Origin of the sequence: Sphingomonas parva (ex Maeng et al. 2020) (assembly GCF_004564275.1) — a bacterium.
GTDB classification, from domain to species: Bacteria; Pseudomonadota; Alphaproteobacteria; order Sphingomonadales; family Sphingomonadaceae; genus Allosphingosinicella; species Allosphingosinicella parva.
In genome coordinates this window covers 152,014-177,649 of the sequence record NZ_SPDV01000001.1, presented here as the reverse complement: position 1 = coordinate 177,649, position 25,636 = coordinate 152,014, and the positions used below count along the sequence as shown (strand labels likewise).

The 25,636-nt window shown below is 68.2% G+C and carries 23 protein-coding genes and 1 tRNA gene; 12 read left to right on the top strand and 12 right to left on the bottom strand.

Annotated elements, in window-relative coordinates; translation table 11 throughout:
- Positions 1–10: 10 nt before the first annotated feature.
- The 4 genes from E2493_RS00805 to hflX all read left to right on the top strand — a co-directional run bounded on the left by E2493_RS00805 (position 11) and on the right by hflX (position 5,577).
- Positions 11–2,260, top strand: a complete 2,250-nt coding sequence (locus E2493_RS00805) for a sensor histidine kinase (RefSeq protein WP_225421060.1) — start codon at positions 11–13, stop codon at positions 2,258–2,260.
- 4 nt (positions 2,261–2,264) lie between these two features.
- Positions 2,265–3,653, top strand: a complete 1,389-nt coding sequence (ntrX, locus tag E2493_RS00800) for a nitrogen assimilation response regulator NtrX (RefSeq protein ID WP_135082732.1) — start codon at positions 2,265–2,267, stop codon at positions 3,651–3,653.
- A gap of 119 nt (positions 3,654–3,772) precedes the next feature.
- Complete coding sequence (gene hfq / locus E2493_RS00795) at positions 3,773–4,270, top strand: RNA chaperone Hfq (RefSeq protein WP_135082730.1); 498 nt, start codon at positions 3,773–3,775, stop codon at positions 4,268–4,270.
- Positions 4,267–5,577, top strand: coding sequence for a GTPase HflX (gene hflX / locus E2493_RS00790; RefSeq protein WP_135082728.1), 1,311 nt, complete (start codon positions 4,267–4,269; stop codon positions 5,575–5,577). Before hfq ends, hflX begins: the two co-directional genes overlap by 4 nt.
- A gap of 30 nt (positions 5,578–5,607) precedes the next feature.
- Here the strand turns inward: hflX and E2493_RS00785 are convergent, their stop codons facing one another.
- The 3 genes from E2493_RS00785 to mazG form a co-directional block, all read right to left on the bottom strand.
- Positions 5,608–7,926, bottom strand: coding sequence for a TonB-dependent receptor domain-containing protein (locus E2493_RS00785; RefSeq protein ID WP_135082726.1), 2,319 nt, complete (start codon positions 7,924–7,926; stop codon positions 5,608–5,610).
- Between the two features lie 19 nt (positions 7,927–7,945).
- A complete protein-coding gene (locus E2493_RS00780) occupies positions 7,946–8,428 on the bottom strand; it encodes a hypothetical protein (protein WP_135082724.1) in 483 nt (160 codons plus the stop codon).
- Between the two features lie 348 nt (positions 8,429–8,776).
- Entirely contained in the window at positions 8,777–9,538 is a 762-nt protein-coding gene (gene mazG, locus E2493_RS00775; protein WP_225421059.1) for a nucleoside triphosphate pyrophosphohydrolase, read from the bottom strand.
- 128 nt (positions 9,539–9,666) lie between these two features.
- Here mazG and E2493_RS00770 point away from each other — a divergent pair, with 128 nt between their 5' ends.
- Positions 9,667–10,359, top strand: coding sequence for an RNA ligase family protein (locus tag E2493_RS00770; protein WP_135082720.1), 693 nt, complete (start codon positions 9,667–9,669; stop codon positions 10,357–10,359).
- Positions 10,347–11,276, top strand: coding sequence for a phosphatase domain-containing protein (locus E2493_RS00765; protein WP_135082718.1), 930 nt, complete (start codon positions 10,347–10,349; stop codon positions 11,274–11,276). The genes E2493_RS00770 and E2493_RS00765 overlap by 13 nt, the downstream gene beginning before the upstream one ends.
- Positions 11,277–11,439: 163 nt before the next feature.
- On the opposite strand, the gene E2493_RS00760 is transcribed toward E2493_RS00765, so the two are convergent.
- From E2493_RS00760 to E2493_RS00725, 8 genes are all read right to left on the bottom strand, one after another.
- Entirely contained in the window at positions 11,440–12,042 is a 603-nt protein-coding gene (locus E2493_RS00760) for a retropepsin-like aspartic protease family protein (RefSeq protein WP_135082716.1), read from the bottom strand.
- On the bottom strand, positions 12,039–12,803 hold the full coding sequence (locus E2493_RS00755; protein WP_135082714.1) for an MBL fold metallo-hydrolase: 765 nt from the start codon (positions 12,801–12,803) through the stop codon (positions 12,039–12,041). The genes E2493_RS00760 and E2493_RS00755 overlap by 4 nt, the downstream gene beginning before the upstream one ends.
- Positions 12,803–13,576, bottom strand: coding sequence for a TatD family hydrolase (locus tag E2493_RS00750; protein ID WP_135082711.1), 774 nt, complete (start codon positions 13,574–13,576; stop codon positions 12,803–12,805). The genes E2493_RS00755 and E2493_RS00750 overlap by 1 nt, the downstream gene beginning before the upstream one ends.
- Before the next feature lies 1 nt (position 13,577).
- The gene (metG, locus tag E2493_RS00745) at positions 13,578–15,134 is read right to left on the bottom strand and encodes a methionine--tRNA ligase (protein WP_135082710.1); all 1,557 of its coding nucleotides are present in this window, start codon (positions 15,132–15,134) and stop codon (positions 13,578–13,580) included.
- 70 nt (positions 15,135–15,204) lie between these two features.
- Positions 15,205–16,197 (bottom strand): DNA polymerase III subunit delta', encoded by a 993-nt coding sequence (locus tag E2493_RS00740; protein WP_225421058.1) that lies wholly within the window; start codon positions 16,195–16,197, stop codon positions 15,205–15,207.
- 31 nt (positions 16,198–16,228) lie between these two features.
- Positions 16,229–16,852 carry a dTMP kinase gene (gene tmk, locus E2493_RS00735; protein ID WP_135082706.1) on the bottom strand — a complete coding sequence of 208 codons (624 nt, stop codon included), beginning with the start codon at positions 16,850–16,852 and terminating at the stop codon, positions 16,229–16,231.
- A 5-nt stretch (positions 16,853–16,857) separates the two neighbouring features.
- Positions 16,858–18,033, bottom strand: a complete 1,176-nt coding sequence (locus E2493_RS00730) for a D-alanyl-D-alanine carboxypeptidase family protein (protein ID WP_135082704.1) — start codon at positions 18,031–18,033, stop codon at positions 16,858–16,860.
- A gap of 75 nt (positions 18,034–18,108) precedes the next feature.
- Complete coding sequence (locus E2493_RS00725; RefSeq protein WP_135082702.1) at positions 18,109–19,170, bottom strand: lytic murein transglycosylase; 1,062 nt, start codon at positions 19,168–19,170, stop codon at positions 18,109–18,111.
- Positions 19,171–19,351: 181 nt separating this feature from the next.
- Here E2493_RS00725 and E2493_RS00720 point away from each other — a divergent pair.
- From E2493_RS00720 to E2493_RS00705, 4 genes are all read left to right on the top strand, one after another.
- Positions 19,352–19,441 (top strand) — tRNA-Ser (locus E2493_RS00720).
- Positions 19,442–19,511: 70 nt separating this feature from the next.
- On the top strand, positions 19,512–21,029 hold the full coding sequence (locus E2493_RS00715) for a hypothetical protein (RefSeq protein ID WP_135082701.1): 1,518 nt from the start codon (positions 19,512–19,514) through the stop codon (positions 21,027–21,029).
- Between the two features lie 73 nt (positions 21,030–21,102).
- The gene (locus E2493_RS00710) at positions 21,103–22,293 is read left to right on the top strand and encodes an acyl-CoA dehydrogenase (protein ID WP_225421057.1); all 1,191 of its coding nucleotides are present in this window, start codon (positions 21,103–21,105) and stop codon (positions 22,291–22,293) included.
- Between the two features lie 12 nt (positions 22,294–22,305).
- On the top strand, positions 22,306–23,436 hold the full coding sequence (locus E2493_RS00705; protein WP_135082697.1) for a CaiB/BaiF CoA transferase family protein: 1,131 nt from the start codon (positions 22,306–22,308) through the stop codon (positions 23,434–23,436).
- A gap of 18 nt (positions 23,437–23,454) precedes the next feature.
- Here the strand turns inward: E2493_RS00705 and gstA are convergent, their stop codons facing one another.
- Positions 23,455–24,075 carry a glutathione transferase GstA gene (gstA, locus tag E2493_RS00700; protein WP_135082695.1) on the bottom strand — a complete coding sequence of 207 codons (621 nt, stop codon included), beginning with the start codon at positions 24,073–24,075 and terminating at the stop codon, positions 23,455–23,457.
- Between the two features lie 108 nt (positions 24,076–24,183).
- Here gstA and E2493_RS00695 point away from each other — a divergent pair, with 108 nt between their 5' ends.
- Positions 24,184–25,071, top strand: coding sequence for a LysR family transcriptional regulator (locus tag E2493_RS00695; RefSeq protein WP_135082693.1), 888 nt, complete (start codon positions 24,184–24,186; stop codon positions 25,069–25,071).
- 116 nt (positions 25,072–25,187) lie between these two features.
- Positions 25,188–25,619, top strand: coding sequence for a DoxX family protein (locus tag E2493_RS00690; protein ID WP_135082691.1), 432 nt, complete (start codon positions 25,188–25,190; stop codon positions 25,617–25,619).
- Positions 25,620–25,636 lie beyond the last annotated feature (17 nt).

The window sequence follows — 25,636 nt, the reverse complement described above, 5'->3', positions numbered from 1 at the left end:
GCCCTTGCGGGTGAACGCCGAAGCGCCAGTTGCGATCGAGACGAGGCCTCGTTGGCGCCGCCGCCTGTCGGTCACGCTGAACCGCCGCATCCTTCCCCTCGTCGAGCTGCTCACCGTCATCGCGCTGATCGGCATCGCGACGATCAGCTACTTCATCGTCACGGAAAGCGGGCGGCCGCAGGCGTTCCTGACGCCGCCGCTGGTCGCCGGCCTGCTGGTCGCAAATCTGGTGCCGGCGATGGCGCTGATGGTGCTGGTCGCGCGGCGAGTCGCGATGCGCCGTGCGGCGCGGTCTCCAATCGGGGGGAGGGGACGGCTCCACGTCCGCCTCGTCGCGATCTTCTCCCTGATCGCCGCAGTGACGACGCTCATGGTGGTCGTCTTCGCCTCGTTGCTCTTCCAGCTTGGCGTGCAGTTCTGGTTTTCGGACCGTGCCAAGACCGTCCTCGAGAACGCCGATCGCGTCGCCCAGATCTACGCCCAGGAAAACAAGGAGCGGATCGAGCGGGACGTCACCGCAATGGGCCCCGACGTCGTCGCCACCGTCAACGAGGTGGGGCTCGAGAGCCCGTTGTTCGCGGAGTTCCTTTTCCAGCAGGTCGTCTTTCGCGACCTCACGGAAGCGGCGATCATCAACGTGGGCGGGCAGGGCCGGCTCAACATGATCGCCAGCGTCAACCTCGACGCCCGGCCGCTCGACAAACGGGTCACGGCGAGGGTGCTGAGCTCGCTGCGCGAGGGCGAGGCCCAGGTGATCAGCGATGCCGGGGACCGGGTCGAGGCGGTGATCCGACTGGATCCGCAGGCGGAGGTCTATCTTTACGTCTCGCGCCGGGTGAATCCGTCGGCGCTGCGCCAGATCCAGGAAGCTCGGACTGCCGCGAGCGAATATCAGCGGACGCTCACCCGCGCCCCGACGCTGCAGTTCCGATTCAACGCGCTGATGCTGCTCGTCTCGCTGCTGATCGTCGCCGTATCGATCTGGATCGCGCTGACGCTGGCCGATCGCCTGGTGCGGCCGGTCGGGCAGCTGGTCGACGCGGCCCGGCGCATCACCGCCGGCGATCTTTCCGCGCGGGTCCCAGTGGCGGCCGTGCGCGACGAGGTCGGTACGCTCGGCAATGCGTTCAACCGGATGACCCGGCGCCTCGAGGAGCAGACCGGCGCCCTGGTCGCCGCCAACCAGCAGCTCGACAGCCGCCGACTGCTGATCGAAGCGGTGCTCTCGGGGGTCAGCGCCGGCATCCTCTCGATCGACCAGCATCGCGTGGTCCAGCTGATCAACAGCTCGGCCGAGGCGTTGCTCAAGATCCGCAAGGAAGACGCGGTCGGCCGCCGGCTCGCCGATCTCGCCCCGGAGCTGGACCGGCATCTCGACAGCGACGGCCGCGAGGACATCATCCAGTTCGCCAGCGGGGGCGAGCCGCGGACGCTGGCGGTGAAGACGGTGCGCGTCGGCGATGGCCACGTGCTGACCTTTGACGACATCACCGAGCAGCTGCTCGACCAGAGGCGTGCCGCCTGGTCGGACGTGGCGCGGCGCATCGCCCATGAGATCAAGAACCCGCTGACCCCGATCCAGCTCGCCGCCGAGCGCCTGCAGCGGCGCTACGGCAGCGAGGTGACCTCCGACCCGGCGACGTTCCAGCAGCTGACCGGAACCATCGTCCGGCAGGTCGGCGACCTGCGGCGGATGGTCGACGAATTCTCGTCCTTCGCGCGCATGCCCAAGCCGGTCTTCCGCGAGGAAGCGGTGACCGAGATCGCCCGCCACGCGCTGTTCCTGCACGAGGTGGCGCATCCCGACATCCGCTTCACCCTCGATGCGCCCGAGCCTTCGCCGCTGCTCGTCTGCGATCGCCGCCAGCTCGGCCAGGCGCTGACCAACATCGTCAAGAATGCCGTCGAGGCCATCCAGCAGAAGCGCGAGGAAGGACGCAAGGACGAGGACGACGCCATCGAGATGATCATCCGGACCGAGGCGGCGCGCCTCTGCCTGGACGTTCGCGACACCGGCGTCGGCCTGCCCGCCGAGCGCGGCCGCCTGACCGAGCCGTATATGACGACGCGGGTGAAAGGGACCGGCCTCGGCCTCGCCATCGTCAAGAAGATCGTCGAGGAACATTTCGGAAGCATCTCCTTCGAGGATGCTCCCGGCGGCGGCACGCTCGTCCGCCTGGTCTTCGACTCCGAGACGCTCGCCCGGCTGGACGGGACGGACATTAGCGACGACATCAGAGACAAAGCGGTGAACGGTTAGAGAAATGGCCCTCGACATACTCGTAGTCGACGACGAACAGGATATCAGGGATCTCGTCTCCGGGGTTCTGGAGGACGAAGGCTATGCGGCGCGCACCGCCGCGAACAGCAGCGAGGCGCTTGCAGCCCTCGCCGAGCGGCGCCCGTCGCTGGTGCTGCTCGACGTCTGGCTGCAGGGCTCGAAGCTCGACGGACTGCAATTGCTCGAGGAGATCAAGCGCCGCGATCCGACGCTTCCGGTGCTGATGATCTCCGGGCACGGCAATCTCGACACCGCGGTCGCCGCGATCCGCCAGGGTGCGGTCGATTTCATCGAAAAGCCGTTCGAGGCCGGCCATCTGCTCCACCTCGTCGCGCGGGCGACCGAGACCGACCGCCTGCGCCGCGAGAATGCGACACTGCGTGCCCAGATTGGCCAGGAGACCGAGCTGACCGGATCGAGCATCGCGATCAATGCCGTGCGTGCGACCCTGAAAAGGGTGGCGGGGACCGGCAGCAGGGTGCTGATCACCGGGCCCGCCGGCGTCGGCAAGGAAGTCGCCGCCCGGCTGCTCCACGCCTGGAGTAACCGCGCCCAGGGCCCCTTCATCGTCGTCAGCGCGGCGCGGATGACCCCGGAGCGGGTCGAGGAGGAGTTGTTCGGGGTCGAGGAAGGGGGCGAGCTGGCGCGGCCGGGCCTGCTCGAGCAGGCGCATGGCGGGACCTTGTTCCTCGACGAAATCGCCGACATGCCGCTTCCCGCGCAGGCCAAGATCCTGCGCGTGCTGACCGATCAGAGCTTCACCCGGGTCAGCGGGCAGCGGATGGTCAAGGTCGACATGCGGGTAGTCTCCTCGACCGCGCGCAACCTTTCCGAGGAGATCGCCGCCGGCCGTTTCCGCGAGGACCTCTTCTATCGGCTGAACGTCGTGCCGGTGCACCTTCCCGCGCTGGCCGAACGGCGCGAGGACATTCCGGAGCTGGTCGGCCATTTCGCTGCACGCTACGCCGCCGAGCAGCGGCTGCAGACGCCGAACCTTTCGGCGGACGCGATCGCGGCGCTCCAGGCCTATGACTGGCCGGGCAACGTCCGCCAGCTGCGCAACGTGATCGAGCGGACGATCATCCTCGCGCCGGGTGCGCGGGTCGGCTCGATCGAGATCGACATGCTGCCGCCCGAGATCCTCAACGAGCAGGCGAGCCTCAGCCCCGGCGAGGCGGTGAAGGCGATCATGGGAACGCCGCTGCGCGAGGCCCGCGAGACGTTCGAGCGCGAATATCTGAAGGTGCAGATCCGCCGCTTCTCCGGCAACATCTCGCGCACCGCCACGTTCATCGGCATGGAGCGCTCGGCCCTGCACCGCAAGCTGAAGGCGCTGGGCATCGCCGACACGCGCGGCGAGGAGAACGATTGAGGATTGTGGCTGCCGAAGCCCGCCCGTGATATTGACAGGGACGCTTCCAGCCCCAGTTAGACAGACGCCGCCAGCCGGCGCCGCCCGCGGGCTCGTCCCGCCAATAAGGAGAGTGGGTAATGGCCGAGAAGGTCAATAACCTCCAGGACATGTTCCTCAACAGCCTCAGGCGCTCGAAGACGCCCGTCACCATGTTCCTGGTGAAGGGCGTGAAGCTCCAGGGCATCATCACCTGGTTCGACAATTTCTCGGTGCTGCTCCGTCGCGACGGCCAGGCGCAGCTCGTCTACAAGCACGCGATCTCGACGATCATGCCGTCGCATCAGCTCGACCTTTCGGAGATCGAGCGGGCGTTCGACGAGCAGGCGGAGCGCCGCAAGCCGACGCTGCTCCAGGAGGTCTTCCTCGGCGCCGTCCGGCGCGCCCGCGAGCCGGTGACCATGTTCCTGGTGAACGGCGTCATGCTCCAGGGCGAGATCGTCGCCTTCGACCTGTTCTGCATGCTCCTCCAGCGGGACGGACTGAGCCAGCTCGTCTACAAGCACGCCGTATCCACGGTTCAGCCCGAGCGTCCGGTGAGCTTCATCGACCAGGAAGACGAGGAGTCGGCAGCCTGAGCGTCTTCAATCGTGATGCCGACGCCGATTATGCGCGCGGCGCCCGGGCCGTGGTCGCGCTCCCGGACCTTGGCGGACATGACAATCCGCGCGACGTCGAGGCGCGTCTCGACGAGGCGGCGGGCCTGGCCGAGGCGATCGGCATCGATGTCGTCGACAAGCTGCACTTCAAGATCCGCGGCGCCCGCCCGGCCACGTTGTTCGGCAAGGGCCAGGTCGAGCGCATCGCCGGCGTGCTGGAGAGCGAGGGCGCCGAGCTGCTGATCGTCGACGCGCCGATCACGCCGATCCAGCAGAAGAACCTCGAGACCGGCACCAAGGCCAAGGTGATCGACCGCACCGGACTGATCCTCGAGATCTTCGGGGAGCGCGCGGCGACCGCCGAGGGGCGGCTGCAGGTCGAGCTCGCCCATCTCGACTATCAGGCGGGACGGCTGGTGCGGAGCTGGACCCACCTCGAGCGCCAGCGCGGCGGCTTCGGCTTTCTCGGCGGCCCCGGCGAGACGCAGATCGAGGCGGACCGCCGCCTGATCCGCGATCGCATGGCCAAGCTCAAGAAGGAGCTCGAGCAGGTGACGCGAACGCGCAGCCTGCACCGCGCCCGGCGGCAGCGGGCGCCCTGGCCGGTGATCGCGCTGGTCGGCTACACCAACGCCGGCAAGTCGACCCTGTTCAACCGGGTCACCAATGCCGACGTGATGGCCGAGAACCTGCTGTTCGCGACGCTCGACCCGACGATGCGCGAAATCCCGCTGCCCGGCTTCGACAAGGCGATCCTCAGCGACACGGTCGGCTTCATCTCGGAGCTTCCCACCCAGCTCGTCGCCGCTTTCCGGGCGACGTTGGAGGAGGTGATCTCGGCCGATCTGATCATCCACGTGCGGGACATCTCCCACCCCGACAGCGATGCGCAGCGCGAGGACGTCGAGGCGGTGCTGACCGAGATCGGCGCCCGCAGGGAAGGGGGCGCGCCGCTGATCGAGGCGTGGACCAAGATCGACACGCTCGGCGAGGAGGACGCCGCCCGGGTGCGGGCGGAGGCCGCGCGCCGCGAGGACGTGGTCGTGATCTCGGCCCTGACCGGCGATGGCGTCGCCGGGCTGCTCGACTGCGCCGGCGGCTGCCTGCGCAAGGGCGCCAAGGTTCGCCAGATCGTCCTCGACGCGACCGACGGGGAAGGGATCGCGTGGCTGTATGCCAATGGCGAGGTGGTCGGCCAGCGGAGCGAGGGACTTCAGACCGAATATGAAGTCCGTCTCTCCGACGCCGATTGGGCGCGCTTCCAGGCGCGGCAAGCTGCGGGCTGACGAAGGGTTCACGAAGCCAGGTCCCGCGCGCTAGAATTTCTTCCTGAGCTCGAACTCGAGGCTGCGGCCCACCGGGTCCCGATAGCCGGGTTGGTAGCTGAGCGGGGTGACGGCGAAGCGGTCCTCCACCCGCTCGCGCGCGGCGGTGAGGTTGAGCAGGGTCAGGCTGAGACGCGTGCCCTTCAGCCAGCTCGAGCGGGGCGCCAGCCGCTCGCCCTGGATCCAGCCTCGGAAGCTGAACACGGTCAGCGGGTAGAAGCGGAGCGTGTTGGCGATGCTGCCGCTCGCCTCGATCAGGCTGGCACCGCGTGACTGGACCGAGGCGCGGACGCCGAGCCCACGCTCGGCATAGCCGAGGCTGGCGTCGAAGCGGTGGCGGGGCTGACCGAGGTTGCCGAAGCCGATCGCGTCGGACGAGAGCAGGTCGATCGGCGGACCGCCCGCCCGAATCGTCAGCGCACTGTCGAGCAGCCAGAGGTGAGATGCGCTGAGCTGCAGCCGAGGCCGGACACTGGCCACATTGGCGCCCGGGCGGGATGCCTCCTCCTCGTCCTCGGCCAGCCGAGTGTCGCGCGCCGCCCGCCGTCCGAGCGGGAGCGTGAGCACGATTCCGGTGCGCAGCTGGCGATCGGTCCTCCTCGCCAGCGAGACCGGCCGCGCGTCGACGGTGACGAGTCGCCCGCCGACGTCCCGGACGAAGCGCTCGGGGAAGGCCTGCATCGTCGCCAGGCTCGGCGAAGGCAGTTCGGACAGGAAGTTGCGGCTTCGTGTCTCGACATATTCGGCGTTGAGCCGCAGCGCGACCGCGCGCAGGGGCTTCAGATTGGCGGCGAAACGCCTGGTCTCGTCGCTCTGCCGGCGCAGCCCGGGGCTGCCGCCGGTGATCCAGACGACGTCGCTGGTCTCGCCGCGCGCCGGATCGAAGAGGCGCACGCCGGGAGTCTCGATCGGCGGCTCGTCGAGGCTGGTCACCGGCGGCGCGGTGCCGCTCCGGCTGACCGATCCGGTGAGACCGACCCAGGAGTCGGGCCGCCATTGCAGCGAGAGCGTGTAATTGGTGAAGTTGCCGAAGTCCGAGGCATGCTGACGGACGAATTCCGCGCTCGCCGAGAGGTCCCCAATCCCTGCCAGCACGTTGGCCGCGCGGCTGGCGATCGGCACTTCGACCGCGGCGCTGAGGGTAGTGGCGGTCAGGATCGTGGGCGGAGGCCGGGGCGAGGCCGGAGGATCGCGCCGCGCAACGATCGTGTCGCGCGACGCCCCTGCGCCGAGGTTGAGCACCATCGGTCCGGCGGGGAGATCGGCGAGCGGACCAAAGGCGCTGAGCTGGCCAGACAGCGTCGTCACCGTCGATCCGGTGCGGACCACCCGCGGTCGTGCCGTCGCTGGCGGCAGGTGCTCGGTCGCCGTACTTCCGTGGACCGATCCATAAGCGCCGAACAGGCCGAGCTGCCACGCACCGGCCTGGGCATCGAGGCTGAGGTTGACGCTCGCCGACAGAATCCTGCCATGCTGGTCGAGCGGCGCCACGCCGGCGTCGCCCAGCCACGGACCGAGCCTGGCGTCCCGGTGGGAGAGCGAGGCCTTGGAGACGAGGGAGCCGGACAGCCACGAGGTCAGCCGGTCGACCGCGGACAGCGAGAGGTCGACCCTGTCCATGGCGGGCAGCAGGCTGCGATAGGCGCCGGCGCGGGCGACGGCCCCGATCGGCTGGACGATGTCGCGCTCGCTCTCGAGCAGCATGTCCTCGTCGCGGCCCTTCGCGACGATGGCTATGCGGCGCTCGCCGCGCAGATGGCTGTAGGTCAGGTCGGCGTTCCGCGCGCTCCAGCCGCCGCCGATCGGCACGCGCGTCGCGGCGCGCGCGACGACGAGGTCCAGCGCGCGCTTCAGCCGGATGTCGTAGACTCGCTGGCGTGCGCTCGCGCCGACCCCGACGCCGCTGCCGACCGGCAGCACGTCGATCCGGGCGATTGCTTCGGCGGGGAGGTCGGACACTCCGGCGAGTCCCGCGACCCTCCGTCCGTTGACCAGAAAGGCGGCGTCGCCCGCCGTTTCGCCCTCTTCGGCGGCGATCTCGGCAATGACCTCGCCGATCGAGCTCAGGCCATAGGCCTCGACCTCGGCGCTCTCCAGCGTCCGATCGGGCAGGCGCCACGACGGCGGCAGCCAGCCGGTGACGACGATCTCGGGTTGTTCCTGGGCCGGGAGGGGAGGCGCCGCGTCGGACAGGTTCGCATCGGCGAGCACCGGCTCGGCACGCGCCGGAGCGATGCACGCCAGCGCGAGCAGGCACGCCGCAGCCCGGGTCAGTGCGGAGCCGAGCCGGCGGGGCAGACGTCCGACCACCCCGCCGGCATCCGCGCGATCAGTGAACGTTGATGTTGCCTCGGATCACCTCTTCCATCGGGAAGTCGCCGTTGTTGACCAGCTGGCACGCGGCGGGATCGCCGGTGGTGTTGGGATCGCCGTCCCAGAAGAAGGCGCGGCTCAGCAGGTCATCCTTGCCGTTGTCCTCGACGGTGAAGAAGACCGCGTCGACCAGACTGGAATCGTTGGTGCGGCGGGTGAAGCCGCCGATCGTCACCGTACCGTCGTCGAGCTGCTTGGCGCAGGAGATGTCGATGTGGAGCTTGTACGGGCCCTTGCCGCTGTCGCCGCTGAAATTGCGGTTGATCAGAGTCGCCTGACCGCGGGCGGTTCCGTCCTGGTAGAGGACCGCGCTGACGGAGAAGGTGCGGCCGTCTTCGATCGTGCCCTGGCCCGAAACGCGGACGTCCCCTTTCTTCGCCGCCAACCCCGGCGTGGCAATCAGCACCAGTCCCAAGAGCCCTGCATACATCTTGCGCATGTCAAAGACCTCCTCATCCAAAGAGTGTCCGCAAATTAGCACCAAAGAAGGCGGGTCAATAGACTTTCCAATCCCGACCTGGGACAGGCCATTGTCGCGGCGGAAGAACCCGCCTGCTTCAATCCACTGCAGCGGGCTGTTGAATGACTCTTGCATCACTGGCCGATGCGAGACCGCGAGCGCGGCGGCTTTGCAGGGTTGTTTCCGGCACGGCGACTCGAAGACGGGCGAGTCGCGGCGCACCGCAGGTCCCAGGCCCAGGCCGTCGTTCGGCGTGCGTACGGCGCCGGGGCAAGGGCAGGTGGCGTCGCTCGGCGCCGCTGCGCTAAATGGCTCGGCCCGCCCGCATCAAAGCGCCTTCTTGGCCTGCTGCCAGAGCGCTTCAAGACCTTCCAAGTCCATTTCCTTCAATGACTTGTCAGCGATTTCTTCAACCTTTCTGAAGCGCTGCTCGAAGCGGTCGGTGGCGCCGCGGAGGGCGGCTTCCGGGTCGATGCCGAGGTGTCGGGCGTAGTTCACGACCGAGAAGAGCAGATCTCCCAGCTCCGCCTCGCGTTCGGCGTCGGACGCGGCCGCCTCGATCTCGGCGATTTCCTCGTCGATCTTGGCGCGCGGGCCCGAGACGTCGGGCCAGTCGAAGCCGACCCGGGCAGCCCGGGCCTGGATCTTCTCGGCCCGTTTCAGGGCGGGGAGGGCGCGCGCCACATGGGCAAGGGCGCTACGGTCCTCGCGCACGCCGCGCTCGGCCGCCTTCAGCGCCTCCCAGCCCGGCGATTCGCCGGCGTCGCCGAAGATGTGCGGGTGACGGCGGATCATCTTGGCGCAGATTCCGGCGATGACGTCATCGATCGAGAAGGCGCCGCGCTCCTCGGCGATGCGGCTGTGATAGACGACCTGGAGCTGAAGATCGCCGAGCTCGTCCCTGAGATCGGCCATGTCGCCGCGAGCGATCGCGTCGGCGACCTCATAGGCCTCCTCGATCGTGTAGGGCGCGATCGTCTCGAACGTCTGCTCGCGATCCCAGGCGCAGCCATTCTCGGGATCGCGCAGCCTGCGCATGATCGCAACCAGCTCGCCGAGCGGGGAAGGGCGGGGGGCGAGGTCTGTCACGCGGCGGTCTCCATGACGGGGTGGTCGACAGGCTCTACAGCGATGCGGAGGCGGCGCCATCCCCTTCGCGCGTGGCGTCGCGGCGCCGCTTTGCCAATCAGCAGGGAAGCGCATTAAGCTGGGAGATCATGTCCGCGTCGCACGATCTCAAATATCCGCGCACCTATCATCTGCCATGCTCGCCGGGCCTGCAAAGCGACGACAAGCGCCTGCCGAGCATGGCGCCGTTCGTCGGCCGCAGGGTGATCGTGACGGAAAAGATGGATGGGGAGGGGACGACGCTCACCCCGATCAAGACCTATCCGCGCTCGCCGGACGGACGCTCGCATTCGTCGCGCGACTGGATCAAGGCCTATCATGCGCGCAAGGCGCACGACATACCGTCGGGCTGGCGGATCTCGGGCGAGTATCTCTACGCGCGCCACTCGCTCGCCTACACGCAGGCGCTAGGCAACGCCCTGCCGAGCTATTTCCTCGGCTTCGGCGTGTGGGATCCGGTGAACCGGCTTCTCGGCTGGGACGAGACCCTGGAGATGTTCGATCTGCTAGACATAATGCCGGTGCCGGTGCTTCATGACGGCCCGTATGAAGACGGCCTGATCGATCGGCTCGCAGCGGCGATCGACCCGCAGCGCCAGGAAGGCTTCGTCGTCCGCGTGGCAGATCCCATTCCCTATCCCGAGGGGCCGGGCAACGCGGGACGCTTCTTCACATCCGTTGCGAAGTACGTCCGCCGCGATCACGTCGCCACCGACAGCCACTGGATGGAGGGCCCGGTGGTGCCCAACGAATTGAAGGAGGGTGTGTCGTGCGTGCCGTGATTTTCGACATCGACGGGACGCTCGCCGACGTCTCCCACCGGCTGCACCATCTCGACGGAGAGAAGGACTGGAACGCCTTCTTCAAGGCCATGGCCGACGATGCGCCGGTCGAGCCGATCGCGCGGCTCGCCCGCATGCTCCGCCACAATGCCGAGGCGCGGCGGGACATCGACGCGGTGCTGATCGTCACCGCCAGGCCCGATCGCGAGGACTGGCGCCGCACGACGCTGGACTGGCTGGCGCTCCACGACATTCCTTATGACGCGATCTACATGCGTCCCGAGGGCGACATCCGCGCCGACCATCTGGTCAAGGCGGAGATGCTGCAGCGCATCCTCGACGACGGCTACGAACCCGTGCTGGTGATCGACGATCGGCCGCAGGTGGTGCGGATGTGGCGCGAACACGGCATCACAACGCTGCAATGCGCGCCGGACGAGCCGGCCTCGAGCGCTTATGCCGGACAGACTCTGCTCCACATGCTGGTCGGTCCGTGCGCGGCGGGCAAGTCGACTTTCGCGGCGGCGACCTACCAGCCGCACGAGATCGTCTCGACGGACGCGCTCCGCATCCAGCTCTACGGCGACCTCGGACATGCGCCGGAGGCGCTGGCGCGGGTCTGGAAGCTTGCGCACGGAATCATCCGGGCGCGGCTGGAGGCCGGCGTGTTCACCGTGCTCGACGCGACGAACCTCAAGGCCAAGGATCGGCTGCGCGTGCTCGAGCTGCTGCCGCGCGGCGTCTTCGCGCGCTACGTCGTCGTCGATCGCGACCTGGCCGACAAGCTGCGCGAGCGCGACTGGCGCTCGGAAGACCTGGTGATGAAGCAGCACCGGCTGTTCCGCGCGGAGGAAGAGGCGATCCTCGCCGGCGACCAGCATTCGTATGTCACGGTGCAGGACCGCCGTGCGCGCTGAGAGTGCGTTCGGCGGACGATTATCGACGCGAGGGACCCGGAGGCCCGCGCCGCTTCTCATCTCTGAAAGTGCGATAATATACATTATGTAAAATGACGCTGATGGTGAACGTTACCTTAGGGCTCTTGGCACTCTCGGCGCTTCCCTGGGCGCCCTGCCGCGGTCACGGCTCGAGGATCAGCCATTCGCCCTCGACGCCCCAGCTCGACAGCGATGACAGGAAGTTCATGCCGAGCACGTTGGTGCGGCCGAACGCCTCGGAGATGTGGACCGGCAGATCGCGCCGCCGGATGTCGCCGACCGCGAGCTCGGCGATCCGGGCGCGTTCGGCGTGGACGATGCCGTTCGCGGTCTCGACGAGCGTGGGCATCCCGCCGGACGGCTCGATGCCGGCGCGGCGCGCGGTCTCGGCCGACAGGCTCGTGACGGTGGCGCCGCTGTCGATCAGGAACCGCACCGGCGTACCGTCGATCGTCGCGATCGCCCAGAAATGTCCGTCCTCCGACTTGCGGATGCGAAGCGCCTGGCCCGGCCCGTTGGTTTGCCCCTGGCTTGCGCTCTCGCCGATCACGCGGCGGCCGAGCGCCGCGAAATCGTCCTTGAGCGTGAACGCCACGAACGCGGCGCCGAAGATCAGCACCCAGGCCAGCGCCAACTTCAGTCCCTGCGCGATCGGGATGCGGCGCGCCAGGAAAGCGCTGGCGACCAGAACGAGGCAGCCCAGAAGATAGAGGAAGCTGGCTGCGTCGTCCCCGTTGCCCGTCAAAAGGCGACCTCCATGCCGTCATAGGCCGGCTCGACCCCCTCCGGCAGCTCGGCGACCAGCGTATCGTAGTCCATGGTATTGTCCATGTGGGTCAGCAGGGTTCGCTTCGGTCGCACCTGGCGGACCCAGGCGAGCACCTGGTCGAGATGCGGATGAGTCGGGTGCGGCCGATGGCGCAATGCGTCGACGATCCACAGATCCGCCTCTTCGAGGCGATAGGCCATCTGGTCGGTCAACTCATTGAAGTCAGTGGTATAGACGATGGTTCTTCCACCCGCGTCGAAGCGCAGGCCGGCGCTCGAGATACTGCCGTGCGGCAGGTCCACGGTCTGGACCGAGATGCCGTTGACGTTGAGATGATCGGGCAGGACATTGCCTTCGACGACGGCCGGATATCCGCCCTTCCCGTCGAAGGCGTAAGCGAACCGGCTCTGGATCACCTCGAGGGTGTCCTCGCGCGCATAGCCGGTCACCGGCCGGCCGCGGGCGTGGAACAGCTGCCGCAGATCGTCGATGCCGTGGCAATGATCGGCGTGATCATGCGTCCAGATCACCGCGTCGACCGCAGAGACCTGCGCATCGAGCAATTGCTCGCGAAGATCGGGACCGGTGTCGACGAGGATCGAGGCGCGCTCGTGACGCACCAGGATCGAGACGCGGCGCCGCCGGTTGCGCGGCTGGGCGGGATTGCAGGTGCCCCAGTCGTTGCCGACGCGCGGCACGCCGGACGAGGTGCCGCAGCCGAGGATTCGAACGTCCATCAGGCCGCTTTCGTGAAGAGCGCGCGGAAGTTCGCGCTGGTGCGCTCCGCGAGCGCCTCGAGCGGCTCCTCGCGCAGCGCCGCGAGGAAACGGGCGGTGTCGGCCACGAACGCCGGTTCGCACGGCCGGCCGCGGTGCGGGACCGGGGCGAGGAACGGGGAATCGGTCTCGATCAGCAGCCGTTCGCCCGGAATTTCCTTCGCCGTCACCTGCAGGTCCCTGGCGTTCTTGAACGTGACGATCCCGGAGATCGAGATGTAGAGGCCGAGGCCGAGCGCCTTGGCGGCGAAATCGGCGCTGGCCGTGAAGCAGTGGATGACGCCGGTATAGGCCCCCTTCCCCATTTCCTCGGCCATGATCGCATAGGTGTCCGCCTCCGCGTCGCGGGTGTGGACGATGATCGGCAGGCCGGTCTCGCGCGCCGCCGCGATATGGGCGCGGAAGCTTGCCTGCTGCCGGGCGCGGTCCGAATGGTCGTAATAATAATCGAGGCCGCTCTCGCCAATGCCGACGACCCGGGCATGGCCGGCACGCTCGACCAGCAGCGCCGTGTCGACGTCGGGATGAGCATCCGCCTCGTGCGGATGGATGCCGACCGAGGCCCAGACGTCGCGCTCGCGCTCGGCGACTCCGATCACCGCATCCCATTCGGAGCGGCGGGTGGAGATGTTGAGCATCGTCTCGACGCCGGCGGCGCGGGCGCGCTCGAGCACCGCGCCCTGCGTTTCGACGAGGCCTTCGTAGTTCAGGTGGCAATGGCTATCGACGTACATATCAATCTGCCGGCGCCTCGAGCCGCGGGAAGATCGGCGTCGGAGGCTGGAGGGTGAAGCCGGACGCGGCGAGACGGGCGTAACGATCCGGATCGGCCAGCGCGGCGAACGTGCGCGCCTCTTCCGCAACGCCCATCTGGTCGAGGAGCTTCGCCGCCGACGCCGGAATGATCGGGGAAATCGCGACGGCGAGATCCGCGATGGCCTGATAGAGCGTGGCGAGCACCGCAAGCATTCGCTCGGGATCGGTCTTGCGCAGGCTCCACGGGGCCTGGGCATCGATATATTGGTTGCAGGCGAACACCGCCCGCAGCCACGCCTCGATGCCCTGCGACAGGGCCAGATCGGCGAAGGCGGCGGGCACCTCCTCCGCGACGGTGCGGCGCACCAGCGCGAGCAGATCCTCGTCGGCCGCCTCCCCTCGCCCGCCCTGCGGCAGCTGCCCCTCGCAATTCTTGGCGATGAACGACAAGGTTCGCTGGGCGAGATTGCCGAAGCTGTTCGACAGATCCGCATTGACCCGGGTCACAATCGCCTCGGCGCTGTAGCTCCCGTCCTGGCCGAAGGTCACGTCGCGCAGCAGGAAGTAGCGCAGCGGATCCACTCCGAACGCCTCCGCCAGCTCGTTGGGATCGACGACGTTGCCAAGCGATTTCGACATCTTCTCGCCGCGGTGGAGCAGGAAGCCGTGCCCGAAGACCTGGCGCGGCAGCGGCAGGCCGGCCGACATCAGGAAGGCCGGCCAGTAGACCGTGTGAAAGCGCACGATGTCCTTGCCGATAATGTGCAGATCGGCCGGCCAGAACTTCTCATAAGTATCTGAATTGTCGGGATATCCAACGCCAGTGAGATAGTTGGTGAGCGCGTCGACCCAGACGTACATCACATGCGCGTCGGAGCCCGGCACCTTCACGCCCCAATCGAAGCTGGTTCGCGAGACCGAGAGGTCCGAGAGACCGCCCTCGACGAAGCGCATCACCTCGTTGCGCCGCGCCTCCGGGCGGATGAAGGACGGATTGTCGCGATAATGCTGGAGCAGCGTCTCCTGGTAGGCGGACAGGCGGAAGAACCAGCTCTCCTCGACCGTCCACTCGACCGGCGTCCCCTGGGGCGACAATCTCTCGCCCCCCTCCCCTGCGACGAGCTCCTTCTCGTCGTAAAAGGCTTCGTCCCGAACCGAGTACCAGCCTTCGTAGCGGCCGAGATAGAGATCGCCGCGTTCGACCATCGCCTGCCAGATCGCCTGGCTGGCGCGGTGGTGGGCGGGCTCGGTGGTGCGAATGAAGCGATCGAACGAGACGTTAAGTTTCTCATCCATCGCTCTGAAAAGAGACGACATTTCGTCGGCAAGCGCATGCGGCGTGAGGCCGCGGTCGCGCGCCGTCTGGGCCATCTTCAGGCCGTGCTCGTCGGTCCCTGTGAGGAAGAAGACGTCGCGACCGGCGAGGCGCTGGAAACGTGCGACGGCGTCGGCGGCGATCGCCTCATAGGCATGGCCGATGTGCGGCGGTCCGTTGGGGTAGCTGATCGCAGTGGTGATGTAGAAAGGGTCGGCCATGAATCGGGGCTTTAGCGGCTGACCGCCCCCCTGAGTAGACACAGATGTGAGGCGTCGCGCCGCAGGCTGCTCAGCGCCGCGGCGCGCTGCTCGTCGCCAGGCCGGCGAGCAGCCCGCCGATCTCGAAGACGACGCTCTCCACGTCGAGCGAGAGGCCGCGCGCGCTCGACGCCAGCGCCTGCGTCTTCTCCCAGATGCGCAAGGCCTCGGCGAGCGCCTCTCCCCGCCTCTCCTTCGCGATCGCGGCGACGAGCGAGGGCGCGCGGGCGAGGAAGGCCTCGTAGCGCGGCTGGGCGGACTTGGCCGTGAGTCCCTGGGCCAGAGCGACCCGGCGCGCGTTGGTCGGATCCCCCTCCCGGGCGATCGCCTCCATCGCCTGCTCGAGCGCCGCGATGTCGAGCCCGCGGAACGCCAGAGCGCGGCCGGGCGAGCCGTGCCCCGCGATCCTCAATTCCGCGATTTCCGCCGGCTCGGCCTCGGGTAGCGCCGCCTGCAGGGCTGACGTCATGGCGTCGTCGTCGAGCAAGGACAGCCGCAGCTGCCGGCAGCGCGAGCGGATCGTCGGCAGCAGCCGCTCCGAGGCGTGGCTGACCAGCAGGAAGAGGCTGTGCGGCGGCGGCTCCTCCAGATTCTTGAGCAGAGCGTTGGCGGCGTTGCGCTCGAGATCGTCGATCGAATCGATGATCACCACCCGCCACGGCGAGAGCGAGGCGGTCGTCGCGAACAGCCGCTGCAGGCCGCGGACCTGGTCGACGGTGATCGAGCGCGCGAGCTCGCCGCTGCTGCTGTTCTCCTTGGGCAGGCGCTCCAGCGTCATCAGGTCGGGATGGGAGCCCGCCGCCACCAGCTTCGCCGCAGGATGGCTGTCCGGCACGTCCAGCCCCGGAGCATCGACCCGGCCCTGGCCTCCGGCGAGCACGCGGAGCGCGGCCTTGGCGGCGAACAGCGCCTTGCCGATCCCCTCCGGCCCGGAGAGCAGCCAGGCATGATGGAGGCGCCCGCCGTCGAGGCTGTCGCGGAAGAAGGCGATAGCCTCGTCATGGCCGTACAGCGGAGTGCTCACCGCCCGATCCCAGGCCGCTGCGCCGAGCGGCTCATGACAGGTCCTCGATCGCAGAGAGCAGCCGCGCCGTGACCGCATCGGCATCGCCGCTCGCATCGATGCGGCGGAATCGGGCGGGATCCGCCTCGGCGAGCGCGACGAAGGCGGCGGCGACGCCGGCATGATAATCGGCGCCGCGGCCGCCGATCCGGTCCGATCCGGCGGCGTCGCGCACGGCCAGCCGCGCCGCGGCGCGCTCCGGCGAAAGCTCGAGCAGTAGGGTGCGGTCCGGAAGGAAACCGTGGCTTCCGACCTCATGCAGGCTGCGGATCGCCTCGCCGCCGAGCCCGCCGGCCCCGCCCTGATAGGCGAGCGAGGAATCGAGGAAGCGGTCGCACAGCACCCAGGCGCCCCGCGCCAGCGCCGGGCGGATCGTCCGCGCGACGTGATCGGCTCGGGCGGCGGCGAACAACAGGGCTTCCGCCTCCGCGGTCCAGCGCTCGTCCGCGCCCTCGAGCAGCAGCCGGCGAATCGCCTCGGCGCCGGGGCTGCCGCCCGGCTCGCGGGTCTCGACGACCTCGAGCCCGCGGCCGCGCAACGCTTCGGCGAGCCGACGCAGCTGGGTCGACTTGCCGACTCCTTCCCCGCCCTCGAGCGAGATGAAGCGTCCGGTCACCCCGGTCAGGCGAAAAGCGAGGCGAGCCCCGCCCAGATCCGCCCGAAGAAGCCGGCCTGTTCGACGTCCTTCTCTGCGACCAGCGGCATCACCTGCGGCGGCGTGTCGCCGCTCTGCACGACGAGTTGGGCGATCTGCTGGCCCTTCTTGAAGGGCGCCTTGATCGGCCCGTCATAGACGACGCGGACCTTGACCGCACCGCTCGGCGAAAGGCCGGCCGGCAGCGTGACGGCGAGGTTGCGCGGCGCGACCAGTCCGACCGTCCCGGAATCGCCGAGCTGGACCTGGGCATCGGCGACCTTCTCGCCGGCCTGGAACAGCGGCTGGGCCTTCCAGGCGCGGAAGCCCCAGTCCATGAACTTCACCGATTCCTCGATGCGCTGGTTGAAGCTGCCGAGGCCGGCAACCACCATGATGATGCGGCGGCCGTTCTGCTCGGCCGAGCCGGTGAAGCCGTAGCCGGCCTCTTCGGTATGGCCGGTCTTGAGCCCGTCGGCGCCCTGGATGCGGCCGAGGATCGGATTGCGGTTGCCCTGGGTGATCGCCTGGCCCGAACCGAGCGTCTTGCCCCAGGTGAAATCCCGCTTCTGATAATAGGCCTTGTAGAGATCCGGCGTCTGCTCGATCGTCGCCTTGGCCAGCGTGCCGAGGTCGCGCGCCGTCGTGTAGGTGACGCCCTCGTCCGGCCAGCCGTTCGAATTGCCGAAGTTCGAATTGTTCATGCCCAGGCGCTTGGCCTCGGCATTCATCAGCGCGACGAAGGCCGGCTCGGTGCCGGCGATGCATTCGGCGAGCACCACGGAGGCGTCGTTGCCCGAGAGGGTGACGATGCCGTGGAGGAGGTTCTCGATGCTCACCTGCTCGCCGGGCGACAGGAACATGGTCGATCCGGCTGCCGGGCCGTGCCAGCGCTGCCACGTCTCCGGGCGCACCGTGCACATGTCGGTCGGCTTCTTCTCGCCCTTCTTCAGCAGGTTGAAGGCGACGTGGGTGGTCATCATCTTGGCCATCGAGGCCGGCGGCATCCGCCGGTCGGCGTCCTTGGCGTAGAGCACCGCCCCCGAGGACAGATCGACCATGTAGGCGACGGGTGCGAGGGTTTCGAAGGGCGGCGCGGCAGCCGACGCCGGAAGGGCGGTCGTGGCACCGAAAGCGAGCAGAATCAGAGCATTGCGCTTCATGGCTTAGATATGTTCCCCGGTATGACTGGCGTCGTTAAGCATTCTTAGACGCTCGGCTTCGGCTTCGCCAGAGGCTCAGCGCGCGACCGCGTCGGCGAGCAGGCCGACCGATAGCGCATAGAAGTTCGAGCAATTGTAGTCGAGAATCGTGCGATAGTTGGTGGTCAGCAGATAGGCGGTCTGGCCGGGGCCGTCCGGCTCGAGCAGCGAGGCGAGTTCGCTGTCGCGCGGCCAGCGCGATCCTTCGAGGATGAGACCCATTCGGCGCCACTCGCCGACGGTCAGCCAGCGGCTGTGGCGCTCGTGGACGCGCTGGCAGCGCGGCGCGGTGACGCGGGCGCGCAGGCCGGAACGATCGAAGCCCGCCGGCACCCGGACGGCGACGCCCCAGGGCGTGTTCGGCTTCCAGCCGGCGTTGCTGAGATAATTGGCGATCGAGGCCAGCGCGTCGGCCTGATTGTTCCAGATGTCCTTGCGGCCGTCGCCGTCTCCGTCGGCCGCGACCCGCAGGTAGACCGAGGGCAGGAACTGCGGATAGCCGGTCGCCCCTGCCCAGCTGCCCTTCAACTGGCTGCGCGAGACGCCGCGATCGATCATCTTCAGCGCGGCGACGAACTCGCTGGCGAAGAGCTCGCGGCGGCGCCCCTCGTAGGCGAGGGTGGCGAGCGAGTTGAGCAGGTCGAAATTGCCGGTGACGGCGCCGTAGCTCGTCTCATGGCCCCAGATCGCGACCAGGACCGACGGCGTGACGCCGTAGCGCCGGCCGATGTCCTGCAGCCGCGAGTAATTCTGCTGGTAGCGCCGCGCCCCGCCGCTGATCAGCGTCGGATTGACGTGGCGCTCCCGATACGGCGCGAACGGCGGCGTCGCGGTCGATCCCGACGTGCCGCCGGGCTGGGCCTGATCGAGCTGGATCGTGCGGGCGCTGAACTCGAGCGTCGGGAAGACCTGGTCGATCGTCGCCCGGCTGACACCCTGCGAGAGCGCCAGGGCGCGGAGCTCCGGAAGATAGGCCTGGAAGCCGGACGCGGTGTAGCCGGTCTCCTGCGTCGCGACCGTGGTGGCGGCGTTGCCGCAGCCGGGGAGCGCGAACGTCAGGGCGGCTGCCGCAATGGCCGAGTGAACGAGAATACGCATGAACTTGCCTCCGCTTCGCCGACCTGATGCCACAGCCGCTGGCGCTTCGAAACTCCGCTCGCCTTGCGACGAGCACGAGCGGCCCCATGCCGCATTATAGAGTTAAAGGCGCGTTAGGATTTGTACGAACGCCAATCATCTTGCTCCGTTGCGCGCTCTGCCTCTACAGCAGCGCCGGCGCGGATGGGTGGCCGAGTGGTTTAAGGCAGCGGTCTTGAAAACCGCCGTGGGTGGAAGCCCACCGTGGGTTCGAATCCCACCCCATCCGCCAGCCGCATCTACCTTGCCCGGACCGCGGCGCCTCGCTAGCCTCCTCGCCAAGTCATTGAGGAGGGGCAAAAATGGCTTCGTGGAAAACGGCGCGCCTGGTGGCGGGCGCTCTGGCAGCGGCCTTCGCCGGCACTGCGCCGGCGGCGGCGGAGTGGCGACGCGCGGAGAGCGCGAACTTCATCGTCTATTCGGAGGAGAGCGAGCCGAAGCTGCGCGAGCAGGTCGCGCTTCTCGAGGACTATCACGACTTCCTGCGGAGCCTGACGGGCGTGAACGAGCCGCCGTCGCCGAACAAGCTGCCCGTGTATATCCTGCGCAACCACCGCCAGCTCGAGACGGTGCGCGACGTCGGAAGCAGCGTCGCCGGCTTCTATACCGCGAATTCCGGCGGCATCGGGGCTTTCGCCCAGGCACGGTCCAGCGGCCTCGACGGCGACGAGATCCTGCTCCACGAGATCGCCCACCATTTCATGATGCAGTATCGCCCCACCGCTTATCCGCCGTGGTTCGTCGAAGGCTTCGCGGAATATGTCGCCACCGCGCGGTTCAAGCCGAATGCGATCGAATTCGGCCTGCCCAGCGACAACCGCACCTCGTGGCTGCGCAACGTGCAGTGGCTCCCCATCGAGGAGGTCCTGTTCTCGCTCCCGCCGCGACGTGGACCGCAGATGGCGCTTTTCTATGCGCAGAGCTGGCTCCTCGCCCATTATGTGATGCGCGATCCGGCGCTGGGAAACAAATTCAAGTCCTACATCAGGGCGCGGGTCGACGGCGTCGAGAACCGGAAGGCATTCACCGATGCCTTCGGGGAGATACGCGCCTTCGACAGGGCGTTGCAGGCCTATGCCCGCAAGGGCATGACCTTCACCTCGCGCAAGCGGGCCAGCGCCGCCGCGGCACCGGCCATGACGGTGACCCTTCTCCCCCGCGCGGCCGAGGACCTCCTTCTCGCGGAGGCGACGATGCAGATCGGGGTCGGGGACAAGGAGGCGCCGGCGCTGCTGGAGAGGGTTCGCAGAGCGGCGGCAAGACATTCGTCGGAGCCTTATGCCCAGCGAGTGCTCGCCAGGGCCGAAGTGCTTCTCGGCGACGGCGCCAAGGGCGATGCCCTGCTCGACGCGCTGCTCGCCAAGACGCCAAAGGATGCGGAGCTGCTTTACCTGAAGGGCATGCGTCATCTCGTCGCCGGCCGGAAGGCCGACGATCCGGAGCCGTCGTTCAAGCAAGCCCGGATCTGGTTCGCCCGAGCGCACAAGGCCGACAAGGACCATTTTCCGACGCTCGTGCGCTACGCCGAGAGCCTGCGCACCGACGCACGGTTCGACTCCGACAATACGCTGAACATTCTCCTCCTCGCCCACGACCTCGCGCCGCAGGTGGACGAGGTGACGATGAACACCGCAAGCCTGTTGATCGCACGCAAGCGGTTCGACGAAGCGGAGACCCTGCTGCTGCCGCTGGCGTCCAACCCTCATAATGAAGGCCTCGCCGCAGCGGCGGGCGTGCTGCTCCAGCGGGCGCGAAACAAGAATACGGCTCCCGCGGAGGTCGCGGCGCCGACGGAAGCGGACGGCGCAGGAACCCGCTGACCGCGCGCTCGGCTGGACATCGCGCGTCGGAAACGCGAAGGGGTGCGGCAATCTCTCCCTTCGAGGAATGCGCATGTCCGACCCCGCCATTGCCCGCTTCGACTGGGCCGATCCGTTCGCGCTCGATGCTCTGCTGAGCGACGAGGAACGGCTCGTCCGCGACACCGCCCAGGCCTATGCCCAGGAACGGCTGCAGCCGCGCGTCACCGAGGCCTATCTCGACGAGGATTTCGACCGCGCGATCATGACCGAGATGGGCGAGCTCGGCCTGCTCGGTGCGACCATCCCCACCGAATATGGCGGCGCCGGCCTGAACTACGTCAGCTACGGCCTCGTCGCCCGGGAGGTCGAGCGGGTCGACAGCGGCTATCGCTCGGCGATGTCGGTCCAGTCGTCGCTCGTCATGCACCCGATCAACGCCTACGGCTCCGAGGATCAGAAGCGCAAATATCTGCCCAGGCTCGCCACCGGCGAATGGGTCGGCTGCTTCGGCCTCACCGAGCCCGACGCCGGCTCCGACCCGGGATCGATGCGTACCCGCGCGCAGAAGGTGGACGGCGGCTACCGGCTCAGCGGCTCCAAGATGTGGATCACCAACTCGCCGATCGCCGACGTCTTCGTCGTCTGGGCGAAATCGGACGCGCATGACGGGGCGATCCGCGGCTTCGTCCTCGAGAAGGGCATGGCCGGCCTCACCGCCCCGAAGATCCGGCAGAAGCTGTCGCTGCGCGCCTCGATCACCGGCGAGATCGTCATGGACGGCGTCGAAGTGCCCGAGGAGAATCTGCTCCCCCACGTCAGCGGCCTCAAGGGGCCGTTCGGCTGCCTCAACCGCGCGCGCTACGGCATCGCCTGGGGCGCGATGGGCGCCGCCGAAGCCTGCTTCCACGCCGCGCGGACCTACACGCTGGACCGAAAGCAGTTCGGCCGCCCGCTCGCCGCCACCCAGCTCGTCCAGATGAAGCTCGCCAACATGCTGACCGAGATCACCCTCGGCCTGCAGGCGGCGCTCCGCGTCGGCCGGCGGATGGACGAAGGCGAGCTGATCCCGGAGACGGTCAGCCTGATCAAGCGCAACAACGTCGGCAAGGCGCTCGACATCGCCCGGACCGCGCGCGACATGCACGGCGGCAACGGCATCTCGGCCGAATTCCAGGTGATGCGCCACGCCGCCAACCTTGAGACGGTGAACACCTACGAGGGCACGCACGACGTCCATGGCCTGATCCTCGGCCGGGCGATCACGGGAATTCCGGCATTCTGATGGGCCGCCGCGATGGATAGGCCGCTCGCCGGCGTCCGCGTGCTCGAGCTCGCCCGGATTCTCGCCGGGCCCTGGGCCGGGCAATTGCTCGCCGATCTCGGCGCCGAGGTGATCAAGGTCGAGCGTCCGGGCGCTGGCGACGATACGCGCGGCTGGGGGCCGCCGTTCGTCGAGCAAGACGGCAGCGCGGCCTATTTCCACAGCTGCAACCGCGGCAAGCGATCGGTGGCGATCGACTTCGAGAGCGAGGAAGGCCGGGCGCAGATCCGTACCCTCGCCGCCGCCTCCGACATATTGATCGAGAATTTCAAGGTCGGCGGCCTCGCCAAATACGGCCTGGACTATGCGTCGGTGGCGGCGGTGAACCCGCGGATCATCTATTGCTCGATCACCGGCTTCGGCCAGGACGGCCCCTATGCGCCGCGAGCGGGCTACGACTTCATGATCCAGGGCATGGGCGGGATCATGGACCTGACTGGTGATCCGGCCGGCGAGCCGCAGAAGATCGGGGTGGCTTTCGCCGACATCTTCACCGGGGTTTATGCCTCGAACGCGATCCTCGCCGCGCTGCACGGCCGCGCCGCCAGCGGCCGCGGCTGCCATATCGACATGGCCCTGCTTGACACCCAGGTCTCGGTGCTCGCCAACCAGGCGATGAACTATCTCGTCTCCGGCGACAGCCCGCGCCGGCTTGGCAACGCCCATCCCAACATCGCACCGTACCAGACGTTCGCGGTCCGCGCCGGCTGGGTGATCATCGCCGTCGGCAACGACGGGCAGTTCCGCAAGCTCTGCGCCCTGCTCGGCCGCGGCGGGATCGCCGACGACCCGCGCTTCCTCAACAACGCCGCGCGGGTCGGCCACCGCGATACGCTGGCGGCGACGCTCGCACCGCTTCTGCTCCAGCACGACAAGGACGAATTGCTCGCCGCCCTCGCCGCAGCCGGCGTGCCCGCCGGGCCGATCAATTCGGTGGCCGAGGTTTTCGCCGATCCGCAGGTCGTGGCGCGCGGGCTGCGGCTCGACCTGGGCGGCATCCCGTCGGTCGCCTCGCCGATCGTGATCGACGGCAAACGCCAGGTCGCCGGCCGGCCGAGCCCCGCACTCGACGGCGATCGGGAGGAGGTTCTCGGCGACCGCTGATCGCCCCCTCCCCCTGCCTCAGGCTGCCTCGGCTTCGATCAGGCCCTCGGCGATCAGCGCCTCGCGCACTCTCGACCGGGCGGCGATGCGATCGACATAAGCGGCGACGTTCGGCCAGCGCGCCAGATCGATCGAGAGATACCGACCCCAGCTCAGCACGGTGAAGGCGTAAGCGTCCGGCGCGGCGAAGGCATTGCCGGTCAGATAGGGGCGTGCGGCAAGCTCGCGGTCGAGAAAGGCGAAGCGATCGGCGAGCTGGGCGCGAACGATCGCCCGCATCTCGGCCGGCGTTTCCTTGTGCCAGAGCGGCCCGAAGCCCTTGTGCAGCTCGGTCGCGACATAGTTCAGCCATTGCTGCGCGACATAGCGCGCGCGGGTCCCCGCCGGCGGGAGAAGCCCGCTCTGCGGCGCGAGATCGGCAAGATACTGAATGACCACCGCAGCCTCGGTCAGCACGAAGCCGTCGTCGAGGACGAGGGCCGGCACCGGCCCCTTTGGATTGACCGCGAGATAGTCTCCGCCGTCCTCGGCGCGCTTGGTGGCGAGATCGACCTTCACCAGATCGAGCGGGAGCCCCGCTTCCCTGGCGACGATGTGCGGCGCGAGCGAGCAGGTGCCGGGCGTGTAGTAGAGACGCATAATCATCCTCCTGAGGCGATCGAAGAGCCTCGCGCTCTTCCGCCACCGTTTTTCGCCTGTTAGCCTCCGCCAGAATATTCGCATTTTCGGCAACGGAGCTTTGCACCTATGCACAGGCGGCTGGCTTGGGACGATCTCCTCTACGTGCTGAGCGTCGGCCGCACCGGCTCCCTCTCCGGCGCGGCACGGACATTGCGGGTGAACCATTCGACCGTCTTCCGGCGTATCGCCGCGATCGAGGAGCAGCTCGGCGTGCGGCTCTTCGACCGGCGCCGCGACGGCTATGCGCCCACGGCCGCGGGCGAGGAGGTGATCGCGCTCGCCGGCCGGCTCGACGACGACGTCATCGCCCTCGAACGCCGGCTGGCGGGCGAGGATCTGCGGCCGAGCGGAACCGTCCGCTTCACCACCACCGACACGATGATCTCGACCGTGATACCGATCTGCGCCGATTTCCGGCGCGCCTATCCGGAAATCTGTGTCGAGCTCGTCACCGGCAACGAGTTTCTCAACCTGACCCGCCGCGATGCCGACGTCGCGCTCCGCCCCTCGGCCAAGCCGCCCGAGACCCTGCACGGCCGCCGCCTCGCCACCATCGCCTTCGCGGTCTACGGCGCCCCGTCCTATCTGGCCGCGACCGGCGGGCCGGATCTCGATCGCACGCACCAGTTCTGCGGCCTCGACGACAGCCTCTCGCACCTGGGCGCCTATCGCTGGATCGCCGACAACGTGCCGAGAGAGCGGATCGGCTTTCGGGCGAGCTCGTTCGTTGCCCTGGTCGACGCCGCGCGTGTCGGCCTCGGGCTCGCGGTCCTCCCCTGCTATCTCGGCGAGGAAAGCGGACTGCAGCGCGTCGGCGCGCCGCTTGCCGAAGTTTCCACCGATCTGTGGCTGCTCGTGCATGAGGACCTTCGCCGCACCGCCCGGGTGCGCGTCTTCCTCGACTTCGTGTCGGAGGCGATCGGCCGCTCGAGGGCGATGATCGAGGCACGCTGACCGGGCTGTGCATCATTGCAAGCCCGCATTTCGCAACTCGCGAATTCCTGTGCTTGGTTCGACAGCCTAGATCGCGGCCATGCCGCCGATCTGGCGCGCCAGCATGAGGACACGCCATGAACCAGACAGCTCTTTCCGACATCGCCGCCCTCGTCCTGAGGGTCTCGATGGGCCTGCTCTTCCTCGCCCACGGCTTCGTGCTGAAGGTGCTGACCTTCACGCCGGCCGGGACCGCCGCCTATTTCGAGTCGATCGGCTACCCGGGCTTCCTGGGCTATGCGACGATTGCCGCTGAGATCGCCGGCGGCCTGACGCTGATCGCCGGCGTGCAGGTCCGCGTCGTCAGCCTCGCCTTCGTGCCGCTGATGATCGGGGCCGCGCTGCAGCATGTCGGCAACGGCTGGCTGTTCAGCAGCCCCGGCGGTGGCTGGGAATTCCCGGTCTTCTGGACGATCCTGCTGCTCGTCCAGGCCTTGCTCGGCGCCGGCGCTTACGCGCTCGATGATGCGAAGGCCAGGCACGCGGCGAGCGATCCGGCTACCGCCTGAGCTCCGGATCGGGCTAG

What these genes read in the sequence shown, in the direction of transcription:
- E2493_RS00755 (WP_135082714.1), bottom strand. Translation starts at nt 12,803, where the DNA reads ATGGACGTTCGAATCCTCGGCTGCGGCACCTCGTCCGGCGTGCCGCGC.
- E2493_RS00715 (WP_135082701.1), top strand. Translation starts at nt 19,512, where the DNA reads ATGGCTTCGTGGAAAACGGCGCGCCTGGTGGCGGGCGCTCTGGCAGCG.
- E2493_RS00725 (WP_135082702.1), bottom strand. Translation starts at nt 19,170, where the DNA reads ATGCGTATTCTCGTTCACTCGGCCATTGCGGCAGCCGCCCTGACGTTC.
- metG (WP_135082710.1), bottom strand. Translation starts at nt 15,134, where the DNA reads ATGGCCGACCCTTTCTACATCACCACTGCGATCAGCTACCCCAACGGA.
- E2493_RS00770 (WP_135082720.1), top strand. Translation starts at nt 9,667, where the DNA reads ATGTCCGCGTCGCACGATCTCAAATATCCGCGCACCTATCATCTGCCA.
- ntrX (WP_135082732.1), top strand. Translation starts at nt 2,265, where the DNA reads ATGGCCCTCGACATACTCGTAGTCGACGACGAACAGGATATCAGGGAT.
- E2493_RS00705 (WP_135082697.1), top strand. Translation starts at nt 22,306, where the DNA reads ATGGATAGGCCGCTCGCCGGCGTCCGCGTGCTCGAGCTCGCCCGGATT.
- E2493_RS00710 (WP_225421057.1), top strand. Translation starts at nt 21,103, where the DNA reads ATGTCCGACCCCGCCATTGCCCGCTTCGACTGGGCCGATCCGTTCGCG.
- hfq (WP_135082730.1), top strand. Translation starts at nt 3,773, where the DNA reads ATGGCCGAGAAGGTCAATAACCTCCAGGACATGTTCCTCAACAGCCTC.
- E2493_RS00750 (WP_135082711.1), bottom strand. Translation starts at nt 13,576, where the DNA reads ATGTACGTCGATAGCCATTGCCACCTGAACTACGAAGGCCTCGTCGAA.
- E2493_RS00780 (WP_135082724.1), bottom strand. Translation starts at nt 8,428, where the DNA reads ATGCGCAAGATGTATGCAGGGCTCTTGGGACTGGTGCTGATTGCCACG.
- E2493_RS00730 (WP_135082704.1), bottom strand. Translation starts at nt 18,033, where the DNA reads ATGAAGCGCAATGCTCTGATTCTGCTCGCTTTCGGTGCCACGACCGCC.
- gstA (WP_135082695.1), bottom strand. Translation starts at nt 24,075, where the DNA reads ATGCGTCTCTACTACACGCCCGGCACCTGCTCGCTCGCGCCGCACATC.
- E2493_RS00695 (WP_135082693.1), top strand. Translation starts at nt 24,184, where the DNA reads ATGCACAGGCGGCTGGCTTGGGACGATCTCCTCTACGTGCTGAGCGTC.
- E2493_RS00690 (WP_135082691.1), top strand. Translation starts at nt 25,188, where the DNA reads ATGAACCAGACAGCTCTTTCCGACATCGCCGCCCTCGTCCTGAGGGTC.